13 protein-coding genes are annotated in these 15,672 nt (G+C 63.8%); 5 read left to right on the top strand and 8 right to left on the bottom strand.

Going from position 1 to position 15,672, the window contains the following annotated elements:
- The first annotated feature begins 17 nt into the window (after positions 1 to 17).
- Together VGN72_04600 and VGN72_04595 are read left to right on the top strand one after the other, a co-directional pair.
- Positions 18 to 401 carry a globin gene (locus tag VGN72_04600; protein HEV7298623.1) on the top strand — a complete coding sequence of 128 codons (384 nt, stop codon included), beginning with the start codon at positions 18 to 20 and terminating at the stop codon, positions 399 to 401.
- Between the two features lie 20 nt (positions 402 to 421).
- Complete coding sequence (locus VGN72_04595; protein ID HEV7298622.1) at positions 422 to 1,066, top strand: SGNH/GDSL hydrolase family protein; 645 nt, start codon at positions 422 to 424, stop codon at positions 1,064 to 1,066.
- 93 nt (positions 1,067 to 1,159) lie between these two features.
- Here VGN72_04595 and VGN72_04590 read toward each other — a convergent pair whose 3' ends face one another.
- The 4 genes from VGN72_04590 to VGN72_04575 form a co-directional block, all read right to left on the bottom strand.
- Positions 1,160 to 1,603, bottom strand: a complete 444-nt coding sequence (locus VGN72_04590) for an NUDIX domain-containing protein (GenBank protein ID HEV7298621.1) — start codon at positions 1,601 to 1,603, stop codon at positions 1,160 to 1,162.
- A gap of 14 nt (positions 1,604 to 1,617) precedes the next feature.
- Positions 1,618 to 2,808 (bottom strand): DNA-processing protein DprA, encoded by a 1,191-nt coding sequence (gene dprA / locus VGN72_04585; protein ID HEV7298620.1) that lies wholly within the window; start codon positions 2,806 to 2,808, stop codon positions 1,618 to 1,620.
- A gap of 5 nt (positions 2,809 to 2,813) precedes the next feature.
- The gene (aroB, locus tag VGN72_04580; GenBank protein ID HEV7298619.1) at positions 2,814 to 3,917 is read right to left on the bottom strand and encodes a 3-dehydroquinate synthase; all 1,104 of its coding nucleotides are present in this window, start codon (positions 3,915 to 3,917) and stop codon (positions 2,814 to 2,816) included.
- A gap of 66 nt (positions 3,918 to 3,983) precedes the next feature.
- Positions 3,984 to 6,488, bottom strand: a complete 2,505-nt coding sequence (locus VGN72_04575) for a glutamine amidotransferase (protein ID HEV7298618.1) — start codon at positions 6,486 to 6,488, stop codon at positions 3,984 to 3,986.
- A 64-nt stretch (positions 6,489 to 6,552) separates the two neighbouring features.
- Between VGN72_04575 and ligA the strand changes: the two genes are divergently transcribed.
- Positions 6,553 to 8,748 carry an NAD-dependent DNA ligase LigA gene (ligA, locus tag VGN72_04570; protein HEV7298617.1) on the top strand — a complete coding sequence of 732 codons (2,196 nt, stop codon included), beginning with the start codon at positions 6,553 to 6,555 and terminating at the stop codon, positions 8,746 to 8,748.
- Positions 8,749 to 8,830: 82 nt separating this feature from the next.
- On the opposite strand, the gene VGN72_04565 is transcribed toward ligA, so the two are convergent.
- Complete coding sequence (locus VGN72_04565; GenBank protein ID HEV7298616.1) at positions 8,831 to 9,277, bottom strand: Hsp20/alpha crystallin family protein; 447 nt, start codon at positions 9,275 to 9,277, stop codon at positions 8,831 to 8,833.
- Positions 9,278 to 9,464: 187 nt separating this feature from the next.
- On the opposite strand from VGN72_04565, the gene miaA reads away from it, so the two are divergent.
- Positions 9,465 to 10,403: a tRNA (adenosine(37)-N6)-dimethylallyltransferase MiaA gene (miaA, locus tag VGN72_04560; GenBank protein ID HEV7298615.1), complete on the top strand. Its 939-nt coding sequence runs from the start codon at positions 9,465 to 9,467 to the stop codon at positions 10,401 to 10,403.
- Between the two features lie 248 nt (positions 10,404 to 10,651).
- Here the strand turns inward: miaA and VGN72_04555 are convergent, their stop codons facing one another.
- From VGN72_04555 to VGN72_04545, 3 genes are all read right to left on the bottom strand, one after another.
- Complete coding sequence (locus VGN72_04555) at positions 10,652 to 11,656, bottom strand: glycoside hydrolase family 130 protein (protein HEV7298614.1); 1,005 nt, start codon at positions 11,654 to 11,656, stop codon at positions 10,652 to 10,654.
- Between the two features lie 151 nt (positions 11,657 to 11,807).
- Positions 11,808 to 13,043, bottom strand: a complete 1,236-nt coding sequence (locus VGN72_04550; GenBank protein ID HEV7298613.1) for an LL-diaminopimelate aminotransferase — start codon at positions 13,041 to 13,043, stop codon at positions 11,808 to 11,810.
- A 117-nt stretch (positions 13,044 to 13,160) separates the two neighbouring features.
- Positions 13,161 to 14,126 carry an MlaD family protein gene (locus VGN72_04545; GenBank protein ID HEV7298612.1) on the bottom strand — a complete coding sequence of 322 codons (966 nt, stop codon included), beginning with the start codon at positions 14,124 to 14,126 and terminating at the stop codon, positions 13,161 to 13,163.
- Between the two features lie 132 nt (positions 14,127 to 14,258).
- Between VGN72_04545 and VGN72_04540 the strand changes: the two genes are divergently transcribed.
- Positions 14,259 to 15,608, top strand: coding sequence for a DUF1570 domain-containing protein (locus VGN72_04540; GenBank protein HEV7298611.1), 1,350 nt, complete (start codon positions 14,259 to 14,261; stop codon positions 15,606 to 15,608).
- Positions 15,609 to 15,672 lie beyond the last annotated feature (64 nt).

Raw genomic sequence — 15,672 nt, 5'->3', positions numbered from 1 at the left:
GCCGCCTACGATTTACCATGACCAACCTGCTCGACACTCATCTGTACACGCTGCTCGGCGAGGCGTACTTCACGCAGTTGACGGCCGCGTTCTATCGGCGCGTTGCGTTGGACGACCTGCTGGGACCCATGTATCCCAAGGACGACATGGCCAACGCCGAACGGCGGTTGCGGGACTTTCTCATCCAGCGCTTCGGTGGGCCGCAAACGTATTCGCAGCAGCGGGGGCACCCTCGGCTGCGCATGCGGCACGCGCCGTTCCACATCGATCAGGCCGCGCGCGATCGCTGGATCACCCTGATGAACGCCGCGTTGAATGAGGTGCAAACGCCCGAGACGGCCCGGCCACTGCTGGACCGCTTTTTTGCAGACGCGGCTACGTTTATGATCAATCGCAACTAACACCTGGAGCACTGAACGCGATGAAGATCACCGAGAAGCAGAAACTGGTCATGATTGGCGACTCGATTACCGATACGGGCCGTGCGCGGCCGATCGCCGAGGGGCACGGGCAACTTGGCAATGGGTATGTGGCGATGGTTGATGCGCTGATCAGCGGTGCGTATCCGGACCGCCAGATCCGCGTCGTGAACGTCGGCATCAGTGGCAACACGGTGCGCGACCTGAAGGACCGCTGGACGACCGACATGATCGAGCAGAAGCCCGACTGGCTGTCGGTGATGATCGGTACCAACGATGTCTGGCGCCACTTCGCTCCGCCGAGGCGGCCTGAGGCGCTTATCCTGCCGGAAGAGTACGAGGCGACTTACCGCGAGATCCTGCGCGAGGTCAGGCCGTCACTGAAGGGCCTCGTGCTGATGACGCCGTTCTACATCGAGCCGAACAAGTCCGAACCGATGCGTGCCCGCATGGACGAGTATGGCGCATTGGTGAAGAAGGTGGCCGCCGACCACGACGCGATCTTCGTCGACACTCAGGCGGCGTTCGACCGCGCGACGACGACGCTCTACCCCGGCATGCTTGCGGGGGACCGCGTACACCCCAACCCGCACGGCCACGCGATCCTTGCGATGGCATTTCTGAAGGCGATCGGTTTCTCGATGTAAAGAGCGGGAATGCGGGCTCGGATGGCGCTTCACCGTGGTATGGGCCAGACGCCCATACCACGGTGAAGCCGGTTCAGTTTCCTTGCTGGCCGTTCAAGTAACGCGCAGGTGCGGCTTGGCGAGGCTGTTGGGCAGTAGATCGTCGAGTACTTCGCGTAAGACGGCACGCTCGCTGGCCCACGTGATCGCGGCGCGCATACGGAGTCGCGGAACCCAGCGGGAAGCATCGTGCTCCTCGTTGAGCGTTACGGCCGCGGTGTCATCAACGAATGCGCAGAACACTGGCACGTGCATGATCGTGTTGCGGCTCGCCAGGAAGAACGTCTCGACGCTGCACAGGGCGTAGAACTCGATCGGCGTCAGTCCTGTTTCCTCCAGCAGTTCACGCAGAGCGGCATGGACGGCCGTCTCACCCGATTCGATCTTCCCGCGAACGATTTGCCAACTGCCAGCCATGAACTCGCTCGCCGAGCGCCGCAATTGCAGGAATTCGTGGCCGTGATCTGCCGACCGGCGGACGACGAAGACAGCGATCATGTCGCTTCGCGTATTCATCGCGCACGCCCGCGAACGTAGGTTTGACCATCGACCCGTTTGGCCAAGCCGCGCAGGCTGAGCAGCGTCAGTTCCTGAAGGACGACATTGGCCGCCAGCGATGAACGGTCGATCAACTGATCGATCGACTGCGGTTGCGCGTCCAGTTGCGCCAGCAGTAGGCGTTGCCGATCCGAAAGTCCGATATCCGCGGGCGGCGCAACCGGCATTGCGGCGATCATGGCTTCTGTCGGCGCGGCCTTCGTCACTTGCGGCGCGCTGTCAACTGCATCGAAGAGACCAACGGCCGGTGCCGAGGCCGCGTCGGAAAGGGGTGGAAGTTCTTCGAGAATGTCTTCCAGATTGCGCACCAGCGTCGCGCCTTCGCGGATCAGTTTATGCGGGCCAAGGCTCATCGCGTTATCGACCCGGCCAGGCAGGGCAAAGACGGTGCGGTTGTGGTCCTCGATCGCCTGCCGCGCGGTGATGAGCGCGCCGCTGCGTTCGTCGGCTTCGATGACTAACACACCGCGACTCATGCCGCTGACGACGCGGTTGCGCTTCGGAAAGTTCTCGGGCGTGGGGGGCGTGCCCATTGGATACTCGCTGATCACGGCACCACGCTGGGCGATCTGCACGAAGAGGTTCGCATTCTCCGGCGGGTAGGGGACGTCAATGCCGCTGCCCAGCACCGCCAGCGTGCGCCCGTTCGGGTGAGACAACGCCCCACGATGGGCGGCCGAATCGATTCCTCTGGCGCCACCGCTTATCACGCAGACCCCCGCACCGGCCAGCAGCGCCGCGAACCGCTCGGCCTGCTCGCGGCCGTAGTGGCTGCACTTGCGGCTGCCCACAATCGCGACGGCGTGAAGGTCGCGAGGCTGCAGCGTCCCCTTCACGTACAACACGCTCGGTGGATCGGGAATCTCGCGCAGCAGGAACGGGTAGAGCGCGTCGTCCGGGCAAACGATCGTAGCCCCCGCAGCGGCGGCGCGGTCGAGCTGATCTTGCACCAATCCAGCCGCCGACCTCAGCCCCGCGAAAATCTTGTCGGCCTTAGCGGTGCCGATGCCCTCGATATTGCGCAACGTCGCCAGCGTGGCCTCGCACGCCGCCGCGGCGCTGCCGGTGGCGTCGACGATGCGGCGCGTCAGGATCGGACCGATGCCCGGTGTAAGCGACAGCGTCAGCCAATGAATCAAACCCATGTCCATTACCCCCGCAGCGATTGCACGGCTTGCCGTACCAGTTCGACCGGCACGTCATCGCGGACCACCGCGCTGCCCAGCCCATTGGGCAACACGAACCGCAGCCGGCCGTCTCGTACCTTCTTGTCGTGGGCCATGCTGGCGACGATGCGATCGGTGTCGAGATCGCTCGCGTGCGTCGGCAGACCGGCCGCGGCCACGAGGCGCACGATCCGGCCCGCCGTCGGCGCGTCGATCAACGCGAGGGACTGCGCCAGTCGCGCCGCCGCCACGAGGCCCAGTGCGACAGCTTCGCCATGCAGGTACTTGTAGTTAGTCGTCGTCTCGATCGCGTGGCCGAAGGTGTGACCCAGGTTCAGGTGCGCACGCTCGCCATGCTCGAATGGGTCGGCCATCACCACTTTGGCCTTAATGGCGACGTTGTGAGCGACGAGATCGACAAGGCGATCCAAGTAGAGTTGCAGCACGTCGGCGACGCTCTCTTCCAGCGAGGCGAATCCATCGGCGTCGCGAATGATGTCGTGCTTGATGCACTCGGCCAGCCCCGCACGCAGCTCGCGTTGGGGCAGGGTGCGCAGGGTCTCTACATCGGCGACCACGACGCTCGGATGGTAGAACGCGCCGACGAGGTTCTTGCCCACGCGGTGGTTTACGCCCGTCTTGCCGCCCACGCTCGAATCGACCATCGCCAGCAGCGTCGTCGGCACCTGAATCAACGGCACGCCCCGCAACAGCGTGGCCGCGACGAAGCCACCCATGTCACCGATGATGCCACCACCCAACGCGATCAACGGTGTTCGCCGATCGATACCGGCCGACAGGAAGGCGTCGTATGCCGGGGCCAAACCTTCGAGCGATTTCGATGTCTCGCCGCCCGCAATGGCGCAGCTCGTGACCTGATAGCCGGCCGCCTCGAGCGTAGCCGTCACCGGTTCAAGTAGAACGCCGGCCACGTTGGCATCGGTCAGCACGAGCGCCTTCTTGGCAGTGGGGCTGAACTCGCGGACGATGCGTCCGATCGAGGGCAGCAGCCCGCGGGCGACGCGAACCTCGTAGGCTTGGTCGGGCAGGTTGACCGCCACCCGCGTTTCATTTCGTTCATGATCCACGGACGGATTGTAATCGAACGAAAGCCCGGATGCAGGGTTGTTGTCATTCCACGTCGCTGCCGAAGCTCAGGGCAACTGCCATCGCCGGCGCAGGAACCATTCGACACCCAGGATGCAAACGGCCGCAACCCCCTGCAGCGGAAGGTCGTACTTCTTGTCCCATCCGGGGTCACCGGCGGTGGCGGTGATGGCGGCCCGCGCGAAGCTGTGGAGTGGGACGGTCTGCTGTTTCATGCCGGTGTCGCCAGCGGACGTGCGAACCAACTCTGAGACCATCGTGCCGAACTGCGACAGCTCGTAATAGAATCCGTTCGTTCTGCTGGCGACGGACTTCAGCAGCTCAGGATTCGCGGCGAGCTTCAGCATCTCGTCGGCGGGGGTGATGACGGAAAACTTCAGCTTCTGCTGGCCCAGGTCCTTGCCATCCTTCGTGGCCGTCAGCGACAGCTCGTAGTCCCCTTTTGCGGGCGTGGGGATGGTGACGTCGTACATGCCACTACGCGTTTCGGATGGTGCCATAGAGAAGCGGGTCTGCTCGCTGGCGCTGCCGGCGGTCATCGCGAGTGAAACTTGCGCATACCGCGTCGCGTCACCCTTCTCGTCGCGTACCATCGCCCGAACGCGCACGCTTTCGCCCAGCTGAAACACGTTCTTGTTCAGCAGCGCCTCCAGCCCTGGCCCACGATCGCGGTTGCGCACGTCGCTGTTGGCCAGCCACCGGACCAGCTGGCCCCAGAAGCGGTTGTACGGGCTGTCCTGGCCCATCGCGCGCAACGGCAGGTACCAGAGGTAAGTCGTGTCGACTGTGCAGGCCGCGGCCCGCCCCTCGCCGTAGCGGTGGGTCGCCAGCACGATCTGCGGTTGCCCGTCGGCGGCGGTGCGACCCTCGTGGATCAACAACACCTGCGCGCCGGTCTTCGGCCGGGGTACGACCACGTTGCCGCGCAACGGTGGCAGCTTGGTCGCGGCGTCACCGTCGAGCCACTCGCTCAGGCCGGCCATCGCTGGGTGCGCGCTTCCGTCGGCGGTTAGTTTCGGAACGAACGGAACCTTCTCCTGCGGTGCGCTCAGCTCGCCGGTGAAGACGGGAAGCGCCTTCTCGATCGGCGTGTCCTTATACCCACCGGGGCCGAAGTTGGTTTGCCCGCCGACCATCAGCAGGCCCATGCCGCCCTGCACCGCCTGTTCGATGGCGGCCTGTTGCGGGCGCGGGAGGAAGCTGGAGTCCAGATCGCCCAGGATGACAACGTCAAACCGCTGCCATTGCTCCAGCGATTGCGGCATCTCCTTAAACGGAACCGCATCCACAAACCCGCCGGCGGCGAAGCGGTCGTTCTGAATGCGCAACAGTGTGGCCAGTTCGATGTTCGGGTCGCGCGATAGCGCACGTGACAACTCACGATATTCGGGCCGGGCACGGCCCTCGACGTACAGCACCTTCACGCGGGGGTCGATCGCCAGCCCCTGAAACTCCTGTCGATTGTCGACCGTGCTGCGCTCGCCGGGGATCGGGTCGACCCAGACCGCCAAGCGGTGCACACCGACGCGCGTCGGCTTGTACGCCAGTTCGACAATCTGCCCGCCGGGCAGCGGTTGCAGGACGAGTTTCTCGACCGTGGGTGTGGTCAGTGGTTTACCGTCGGCGTCTACCTCGGCCAGCTTCACGTCGACCACGCGATTCGCCAGTGCGCTGGAATGCAACGTGGCGCGCACCGTCGCGGTGTGATTGACGACGAAATCATCGTCGGCCTGCACGTCGTCCACCGATAGGTTCGCCATCGCAGTCGGCTGTGCCTGATCGGACCCCACACGCACGGTATGGATCGGACGGCGCGATGCGCTGATGACGTCGGCGACGTTCGGCGACGTGTTGTCTATACCGTCGGTGATCAGCACGATCTCCGCACCCGCCCGCGCATTGGCCGCCATTGCCTTCGACACGCCGTTGCCGATGTCGGTACTCTGCCCCTCCGCCGGCAGGGTCGCGAGTTGTTCGGGTGACTTCAGCGCCGCGGCGGTGTCGGCGAACGTGTGAAACTCGGGCACGAAGTGCTCGCGCAGCTCGGGCAATTGGCCCCGCAGCGCTTGCCAGACCGACTGCAACCGGGTGGGTCCGTTCTGCACATCGGGAAAGCTCATGGAGGCCGATGTATCGATCAGAAAGATGAGCGGCTTCTCCGGCGCCGGCCGTGATACGTACCGCACCACCGGCTCGAACAACATCGGCACCAGAAGGATCAACGCGACGTACCGCATCGCCAGCAACGTCCGCCAGCGTGCGGACGACAGCTGTGACTGAAGGTTCAGGTAGAAGACCGTCGACAGGATGCACAGCAGCGCCAGTGTCCAAACCAGCCCCACCTTCGGATTCCGCAGCGGCGGCAGCGCGACGACCAGCAACGTGCCGAGCACGCCAGCAGTAATCAACGGAACCAGCAGCGCGCGCTGGCTGTGCAGCCACGCCCGAGCGATTACGCCGTAGACCAGCAGAACCGCAGATGCCAACAGGCAAATCCATGTCCACAGGTCCCACGGGCCCTGCCGGAGGATGTCGATCGACCACTCGTTCACGCAGAATACATTACTGCCGAACCGGGGAAATGTTACTGGCGGCGCGCCACGGTATATTTCCCGCATGCCTACGTCGCCAAAGCAGCGTGTCGCGGAGTTACTACGGGATCAGCTGAACCACCACAACTATCTGTACTACATCGAGGCCCGGCCGACCGTCTCCGATCAGGAATATGACCGCCTCATGCGCGAGCTGACCGACCTCGAAACCACGTATCCGGAGCTGCGTACCGCCGATTCCCCGACCCAGCGGGTCGGCGGCGACGTGCAGACGGAACTGCGACCCGTCACGCACGCCGTGCCCATGATGAGCATCGACAACACCTACAGCGAGGCCGAGGTGCGCGCGTTCGACGAGCGAATGCGCAAGGCCCTGGGCGGCCAGCAACCGAGTTACGTGCTTGAACCGAAGATCGACGGCGCTTCGGTCAGCCTGCGGTACGAGGATGGCAAACTCGTGCTGGCCGCCACGCGCGGGCGCGGAAACACGGGGGACGACATCACCGTGAACGCGCGCACGATCAAATCCATCCCGCTCGTGCTGCGCCGCGAGAAGGGGGTGCCACCACCGCCACCCATCGTTGAAGTGCGCGGCGAGGTCTACATGGACAACGACGACTTCCAGCGTGTGAACAAGGAGATCGAGGCCGAGGGAGACGAACCGTACGCCAACCCGCGCAACCTCACTTCTGGCACACTGCGCCGGCTGGACCCCAAAATAGTGGCCAAGCGCCGGCTGCGTTTTCTGGCGCACGGCCTGGGGCAGGTCGAGCCACTGCCGACCGACAGCTATTGGGAATGGACGCAACTGCTGCGCGGCTGGGGCCTGCCGTTGCCGAAGGAGGTCTACCGGGTCGATAACGTGGAGGAAGCGATCAAGACGATTCACGCTTTCGAAGCCGTGCGCCCCACGTTGCCTTACATGACCGACGGCATGGTGATGAAGATCGACGCTTTTGCACAGCGAGAGGTGCTTGGCGCCCACAGCAAGTCGCCGCGCTGGCTGATCGCGTACAAGTACGAGACCGAGCAGCAGCCGACGGTGTTAAATGACGTTCGCTGGCAGGTCGGCAAGGGGGGCAGCCTGACGCCCGTGGGCGATCTGGAAGCGGTGTTCATCGGCGGGGTCACGGTGACGCACGTCACGCTGCACAACATCGACCAGATCCAACGCCTCGATCTGCACTACGGCGACACCGTGGTCGTCGAACGGGCGGGTGAGGTCATTCCGTACGTGTCGGCGATCATTGCCGAGAAACGGCCGAAGGGCGCTAAACCGATCGTTGCGCCAAAAGCGTGTCCGGCGTGCGCCACGAAGGTCGAACGGGAAGCCGTCACCGACGGCACGGCCGTCTACCGCTGTGTGAACCGGGCGTGCGAGCAGCACTTCAAGCGCAAGCAGGTGAAGGCCGCCAAGCTGCCGGAACAATGCCCGACATGCAGCGAACCGGTCGAAGTGCTGGACGCCGGCATCGACATCTACTGCCCAAACCCCGCCTGCCCCGCGCAGGTGAAGGAACGGCTGATCTGGTTCTGCAATCGCAGTCAGATGGACATCGAAGGCGTCGGCGACAAGCTGATCGATCAGCTCGTCGACCGCGGCATGGTGAGCACGTTCGCCGATCTGTACAAGCTGAGGGCCGAGGACCTGGCGGGGCTAAGTTCGGAGAGCGAGCAGGGTGACAAGACGGTGACGCGCACCGTTGGCGAGAAGGTGGCCGTCAAGGTGGTGAAGAACATCGAGAACAGCCGCAAGCAACCACTGGAGCGATTGCTGGCCGGGCTAGGGATTCATCACATCGGCACCGGTGGCAGCCGGCGCTTGGCGGCGGCCTTTGGCAGCCTGAATGCGATCGCGGCCGCGAGCGTTGAAGAATTGGAGGCGACGGACGACGTCGGCCGAATCACCTCTGAGAGCGTCCACGACTTCTTCCACAACAGCGCCGGTCAAGCGGCCGTTGCGGCGCTGCAGGCGGTGGGGGTCGATCCGAAGCAGGCGGTCGTGAAGCCCGAAGCGCTCGCCGGCCTGCCACTGGCGGGCAAGACCGTCGTCATCACCGGCACGCTGCCGACGCTGAAGCGCGATGAGGCGGAAGCGCTCGTGATCAAGAACGGTGGCAAGGCCAGCGGCAGCGTGAGCAAGAAGACCAGCTTTGTGCTGGCTGGTGACGATGCGGGCAGCAAACTGACCAAAGCGCAGGAGCTGGGCATCGAGGTGATCGACGAGGCCGAATTCCTGCAACGCGTGAAGGCGGACTAGGTCAGCCGACATCGACAGAAAAGGACGGCGGCGCGCTGTCGCGCGCCGCCGTTCGGTAGCAGGGACAGAGGAACCCCGTCGCTTAGGCGACCGTGATCTTCCGCGGCTTGCTCTCTTCGCGCTTGTTGAGCGTAATCGTGAGCACGCCGTCGCTCAGCCTGGCGTTCACCGTCTGCTCGTCCACGGTGGGTGGCAGGGTGAAGCTGCGGAGGAAGCGGGTATAGCGGCGCTCGTTCAGCAGCAGTTCGCCCTTCTTTTCCTCACCGTTCGATTCCCGACGCTCGGCCGCGATGGTGAGGGTCTGATTCTCCAAGGTGATGTCGACGTCATCCTTCTTGAACCCGGGCAGTTCCGCCTCGACGTAGATGTGATCGCCATCTTCGCGGACGTCCACGCCATAGGGCGCCAGGCGGTTACCGTTACCATTGCCGGCCGGGAAGAACCGACCGAGCACGGTGTCAAACTCACGCTGCATCGCTTCCACCGGATCGATGGTTGCCATACGGTTCACTCGAGTGGGCAGTGCCATAGCATATCTCCTTTCTTAGATCCACGGCTTCCAGTAGTCTTGCCGCGACGAGAGGGGATAAAACAAAGGTCGTGCCAAAGGCGCGTCGAGCACGCGTGCCGTAAATGGCTGATCAGTCATAGGTTGCGAAACGGGTCTGCGGGGCACGGTCCGATCGTTTTCTGCCATTTTTGCAGTCGTTGCCATCATGGCATCTACACCGAACACATTGGTCATTCTGGGGGCGACGGCGTCGGGCAAGTCGGCCGTCGCGATGGAGATCGCGCGCCGCGTGGGCGGGGAGATCCTCAGCGTCGATTCGATGCAGGTCTACCGCGGCATGGACATCGGCACGGCCAAACCAACCATGGCCGAGCAGACGGCGGTGCGGCATCATCTGATTGACCTCGTGGCGCCGAACGAGCCGTTCACGGTCGCCCGGTTCGTCGAGCTTGCGGACGCGACGCTGTCGGCCGCGGGGCAGACGCCGATCATCGCTACGGGTGGCACTCCGCTGTATTACAAAGCCCTGTTCGAGGGTCTGTTCGACGGTCCAGCCGCCGACGCGGAACTCCGGGATCGGCTAAGGGCACAACCGCCGGAAGAACTGCACGCCCGGCTTGCGACCGTCGACCCCATCGCCGCCGCCCGCATCCACCGCAACGACAGTCGGCGGACGATTCGCGCGCTGGAGGTCTACGAGCTAACGGGCCAGCCGATCTCATCTTTCCAGACCGACTGGGCCTCGGCCGAGCAACGCCATCCAGCGAAATGGATCGGGTTGAACTGGGACCGCGAGGCGCTGAACCGCCGGATCAACGCGCGGGTAAAGCAGATGATCGACGCCGGCTGGGTCGATGAGACGCGCGAACTGCTGAGAACCTACGGCCAGCTTTCCCCAACGGCCGCCGAGGCGACCGGGTATGCAGAGTTGATCGCGTATTTGAACGGTAAGTCATCGCTCGCCGACGCGATCGAGCAGATCAAGATCGCGACGCGCCAGTTAGCCAAGCGGCAATTGAAGTGGATCAGGCGCTTCCCAAACGTGACGTGGATCAGCGGCGACCAGCCGTTGGAGACGTTGGTCGATGCGGTGATGAATGCTGGTTCCGATCCCTCTCCCGGTACGCCGCGAGAGGCTAGGTGAGGGTGCATTTCGAGTTTCGGCACCGCACGGAATGTCATCCCGATGGGAGGCTTGCCGACCTGAGGGATCTAGAATGACGGACGGTGCGGCCTTGGGAGATCCCTCGGGTCGCTACCGCTAAAGTCGGGATGACATGTAGCGCACTGGGCTGTGGTTTTGTCCGCAAGCCTTTAGGCTCCGCTCGGGTTGAAAGACGGCGCAGCGGCGGGCGATAGGGACGCGACCGAAGGACTCGCAAGTCGCCGCTGCTATCCCGCCACCGGCTCGCACAGCTTCAGCAGATCATCCACGTGCGCTGTCGCCAGGCATTCGTACGTGTCGGCGGCGCCGTAGTAGATCTTCACTTCGCCGCTGTCCTCCAAGATCATGCCGCCGGGGAAGATGACGTCGTTGCGGAAGCCGTCTCGCTCCCACTGGTTTTCCGGGGCCAACAGCGGCTGGCGGCTCAGGCCGACGATCTTCCAAGGTTCGTGCAGGTCCAGCAGCATCAGGCCGGCGCAGTAGCGTTTCTGCCACTTGGCTTCCCAGCCGTTCTTGCCGCGGTCGTTGTCGCGATCGACGGTGTGGACGGTCGTCAGCCAACCCTTTTTTGTCTTGATCGGTGGGGCGGCCGGGCCGATCTTGTCGTTGGCGTAGGGGAAGTGTTCGACGCCGGCGACCAGGTGGCTGTTGCCCCAGTACCGCAGGTCCGGCGAGTCGCTGAACCACGTGTCGAACTTGTCGCCACCGCGGCTGTAGACGGGCATGGGGCGTTCCAGGCGGGCGTACTTGCCGTCGATCTTCTCGGGGAACAGGACCATGTTGCGGTTGTCCGGGACGGACAGCGACAGCACCTCGAACTTGTGGAAGTCTTCCGTCACCGCCACGCCACCGCGCAGGCCGTGCTTGGTGTCGCAGGCGAAGCAGACGTAGCAGCGGCCGTTGATCGGGATCAGCCGCGGGTCATAGACGCGCATGATGTCGCCATCGGTGGCGGCGATAATGCCGGGATCCGACCTGTCCCAAACCGGCTTGGGTTCCACGGTCCACTTGATGCCGTCGTCGCTGAAGGCTAGGCCGAGGTTGGTCGTGTGGAAGTGCGACTTGCCCCATTCGCCGACGTCGTTGCGGAACAGCATCACGTAGCGCCCGCCGAACTTGCAGACACCGGCGTTGAAGATGCAGGTGGCGGGGAAGGGCACGTCCTCTTTGGCCAAAACGGGGGTCGGGTGACGCTTGATAATTCTCGCGGAGGTGAGGTCGGCTGTGATCATGGAAGTTCCAGTAGGACGGGGGCGGAGGGGGGGCGACACCACTCGTCATCCTGAGATACTCCGAAGGATCTTTCCCCGTCTTTTGTACGCGGGACAGAAGAGATCCTTCGAAGTACCTCAGGATGACATTGTCGGCTCAGGACGGCTGCGCCTACGCCTTCACGTTCGCCTTGATGCGACGCAGCGCCTCTTCCACGTTCGCGCGGCTGTTGAACGCGCTGATGCGGAAGTAACCCTCACCGGCGGCGCCGAAGCCGCTGCCGGGGGTGCCGACGACGTTGGCCTTGCTCAGCAGATCATCAAAGAACTGCCAGCTCGTCGTGTTGCCTGGCGTCTTCAGCCACACGTACGGCGCGTTCACGCCGCCGAACACCTTCAGGCCGATGGACGAAATGCCTTCGCGGATCAGCTTGGCATTGGCGAGGTAGAAGTCGAGCAGCGAGCGAATCTGCTGCTTGCCCTCCGGCGAATAGACGGCCTCGGCGCCGCGCTGGGTAATGTACGACACGCCATTGAACTTCGTGGTATGCCGGCGGGTCCACAGGCGGAACAAATCGACCTCGCTGCCGTCCTTCGCCTTGCCCTTCAGCGTCTTCGGCACCACCGTAAACGCACAGCGAACGCCGGTGAAACCCGCCAGCTTGCTGAAGCTGCGGAACTCGATCGCGCAGTCGCGGGCGCCGGGAATCTCGTAAATGCTGTGCGGCACGGATGCGTCGGTGATGTACGCCTCGTACGCCGCGTCGAACAGGATGATCGACCCGTTCTGCTTGGCGTAGTTCACCCACTTGGTCAGCGTTTCTTTCGTGGCGACGGTGCCGGTGGGGTTGTTCGGATAGCAGAGGTAGATGATGTCCACCCGCTGCGTCGGCAGTTCAGGCACGAAGTTGTTCTCGGCGGTGCCGCGCAGGTAGACCAGGTTGCCGTACTCGCCGCGCTCGTTGGCTTCGCCGGTGTGGCCCGCCATTACGTTCGTGTCGACGTAGACGGGGTAGACGGGATCGGTGACGGCGATCGTGTTGCCCTCACCGAAGATGTCGAGGATGTTGCCGCAGTCGCACTTGCTGCCGTCGCTGACGAAGATCTCGTCGGCCGACACGTCGCAGCCGCGCGACTGGAAGTCGTTCTTGGCGATCGCCTCGCGCAGGAAATCGTAGCCTTGTTCCGGCCCGTACCCGCGGAACGTCTCGCGGTTGCCCATCTCGTCGACCGCCTTGTGCATCGCATCGCGAATGGCCTGCGGCAAGGGTTCGGTCACGTCGCCGATGCCCAAACGGATAATCTTCGCGCCCGGGTTTGCCTCACTAAACGCTTTCACGCGCCGCCCGATCTCGGGAAAAAGGTAACCGGCTTTCAGCTTCAGATAGTTGTCGTTAATGGTGGCCATTGGTGGTGTCAGTTGTCCGTGGTCAGTTGTTAAGAGTGAAACCGGGTGCGAGTGGGCGGGCGGCGTGGGCAGTGGTCTTCAACAACGGGCGGCGGACCACTGACAACCGAACACCGATCACTTCAGCTTGAGCGACACGCCTTCCTGTTCCCACTGCTGCACGAGGCGTTGCATGTCGCGGACGATCAGATTGAGCGATTCGGTCGTCTCGACCAGGCCCGCGTACAGTTTGGGGTCGTTCACGAGGCGGCCAGCGGTGCCCTCGCCTTTGTCGATCTTGGCGGCGATCGATTGGGTGGTGTGCAGCAGTTGCGAGATCTGCGACATGCGTTCGGTGAGCTGCTTCGACAGGTCATCGACGCTATCGCCAGCCTTGGTCACGACGCGGTCGGTGTTGTCACCGATCGATTCCAGCTTCGCGCTGAATCGCTCGAAGTTCGCGGTGATGCGGTTGGCCGACTCGGTGGCGGTGCGGACGTTGGCGAGCGACTTGCGGAGGTTGTCCTGCGTCTCGGTATCGGTGACGAAATTCGTCAGCTCTTCGATCAGCGTGCCGATCTTGGTCAGCTGCGCGTTCATGTTCGGCACCACGTTCGACTCGCGAAATTGACGGCTCGTCTCGCGCAGGTCCGACGCCAGTTCCGCAATCTCAGGCGGAATGAGGCCCGACCCAGCGAAGCGGGATTGCAGCTTGGCCCCGTCGGCCAACTGGCCTTCGGGCTGGCCGTTGGTCAGGTCGAGCGAGATCGCTGCGCCACCACCGAAGACGTTGGTCTGGCGAATGGTGCCCTGCACGTTGGCGGGCAAATTCAGCTCGCGGTTGATCTGCGCCAGGATGTCGACGTTCTCGTTGTCGGGCAGCAGGCTGACCTTGGTCACCTTGCCGACGTTCACACCGCGATACATGATCGGCGAGCCCTCGACGACGCCGTCGGCGCGCGTCGTGGTGAACGACACGTTCAACACCGGTGCCGCGAACGGCGTGGCGATCGATCCGCCAAACTGGATGATCATCCAGCCCAGTACCAAGAATGCGCCCAGGACCGTCGTGCCCACCAGAAGATTTCGCTTTGCAGGTGCCATGCGAGATGGGCGATTGTGGCAAACTGCCCGCCCATTGCAAGCGTTCGCGACGCCCGAGACCGGTGCTCGGGGTTATCCGGACGTCAACGCCTCGCCGGGGCGTTGGTACCGATGGTAGGATAGGTCACCTCCATGTTTCCGCGGCTTGCCCTCATCTTCCTGCTGCTCCTGCCCACCGCCACGGCGTTTGGGGCAGATCGCAGACCGACCGACCTGCCCCGCCCGAACGGTTCGGCGCCGAAGCTGAACAAGGTCGAATCGAAATATTATTGGCTTTACACCGACCTTCCCGAGCCCGCCGCCCGGGAAGCGGTGTTGCGGCTGACGCGCATGGGCGAGGAATACGCCAGCCGCACCGCGGGCTTCGCCGGCGCCATTCGGACGAAGTTCCCCGTCTACCTGTTCCGCGACGCGACCGACTACTACACCGCCGGCGGCGTCGCGGGGTCGGCGGGCATGTTCGATGGTCAACGGCTCCTCGTGATCGCCGGTGACGACGTCTCGGCCGCCACGTGGCACACGATGCAGCACGAGGGTTTTCACCAGTTCGCACACGCCGTGATCGGTGGCAACCTGCCCACCTGGGCCGACGAAGGGCTGGCCGAGTACTTCGGTGAAGGCATCTGGACCGGTGACGGCTTCGTCACCGGCATCGTGCCACCGTGGCGCCTGGAGCGAATCCGGCGAAGCATCGCCGCGGAAGAATTCAAGTCGATCACCGACGTGATGGCGCTAACGTTGGCCGAGTGGAACGGCAATCTTTCGATCCAGAACTATGACCAGGCGTGGTCAATGGTGCACTTCCTCGTGCACGCCGACAACGGGCGGTACCGCAGGGCGTTCTCGACCTACATGAACGAGATCGGCCGGGGGCGTGCGGCATCGCGCGCGTGGCAAACGGCGTTCGGTGACACCGCCGGCTTTGAACAGAAGTGGCTGGCGTACTGGCGATCGCTGCCGGCCGATCCATCGAGCGATCTGTACGACCAAGCCTCAGTCGCCACGATCGGCAGCTTCCTTGGTCGGGCGATCGTGCGCAAGACCCCGATCAGCGACTACGCCACCTTCACCGCCACCGCGCGAGACCCCCAGCAGCAGTTGCCGATGAACGCGCCCGACTGGCTGCCGGCTAGCTTGCTCGCCGAGGCCATCGAGCGTGCAAGCACGTCCGGACAAGTAACGCTCGAACAGCCAGCGAACGGCCCGGCGCGTGTCGTGTTGACGCGTGCCGATGGCTGTCTGGCCATTGCGAGCGTCAGCATCGTTGGCGGAAAAGTGAAAGAGGTCACGACCCGTTTCGACGACTCGGCCACCGTGCTCGCCGAGGCCGAACGGCTGAAATTGTTGAACGAGACCGGCCGGGCCACGGCGATCCTAAAGGACGCCCTGAAGCGAAACGCCGATTCCCCCAAGGCCGCCGACATGCGTGCGATGATCAAAGATCTCGCCGTCCCGCCGCGTGCAGGGAACAAATCGAAGTAGCCGGTATTGGCGTCACACCTGTAGCAGCAAACAGGAGCGCGTCAATCGAACGCAGTTCGCACTC

Source organism: Tepidisphaeraceae bacterium (genome assembly GCA_035998445.1).
Lineage (GTDB): Bacteria > Planctomycetota > Phycisphaerae > Tepidisphaerales > Tepidisphaeraceae > DASYHQ01.
This window is presented reverse-complemented; position numbering and strand designations above follow the sequence as displayed.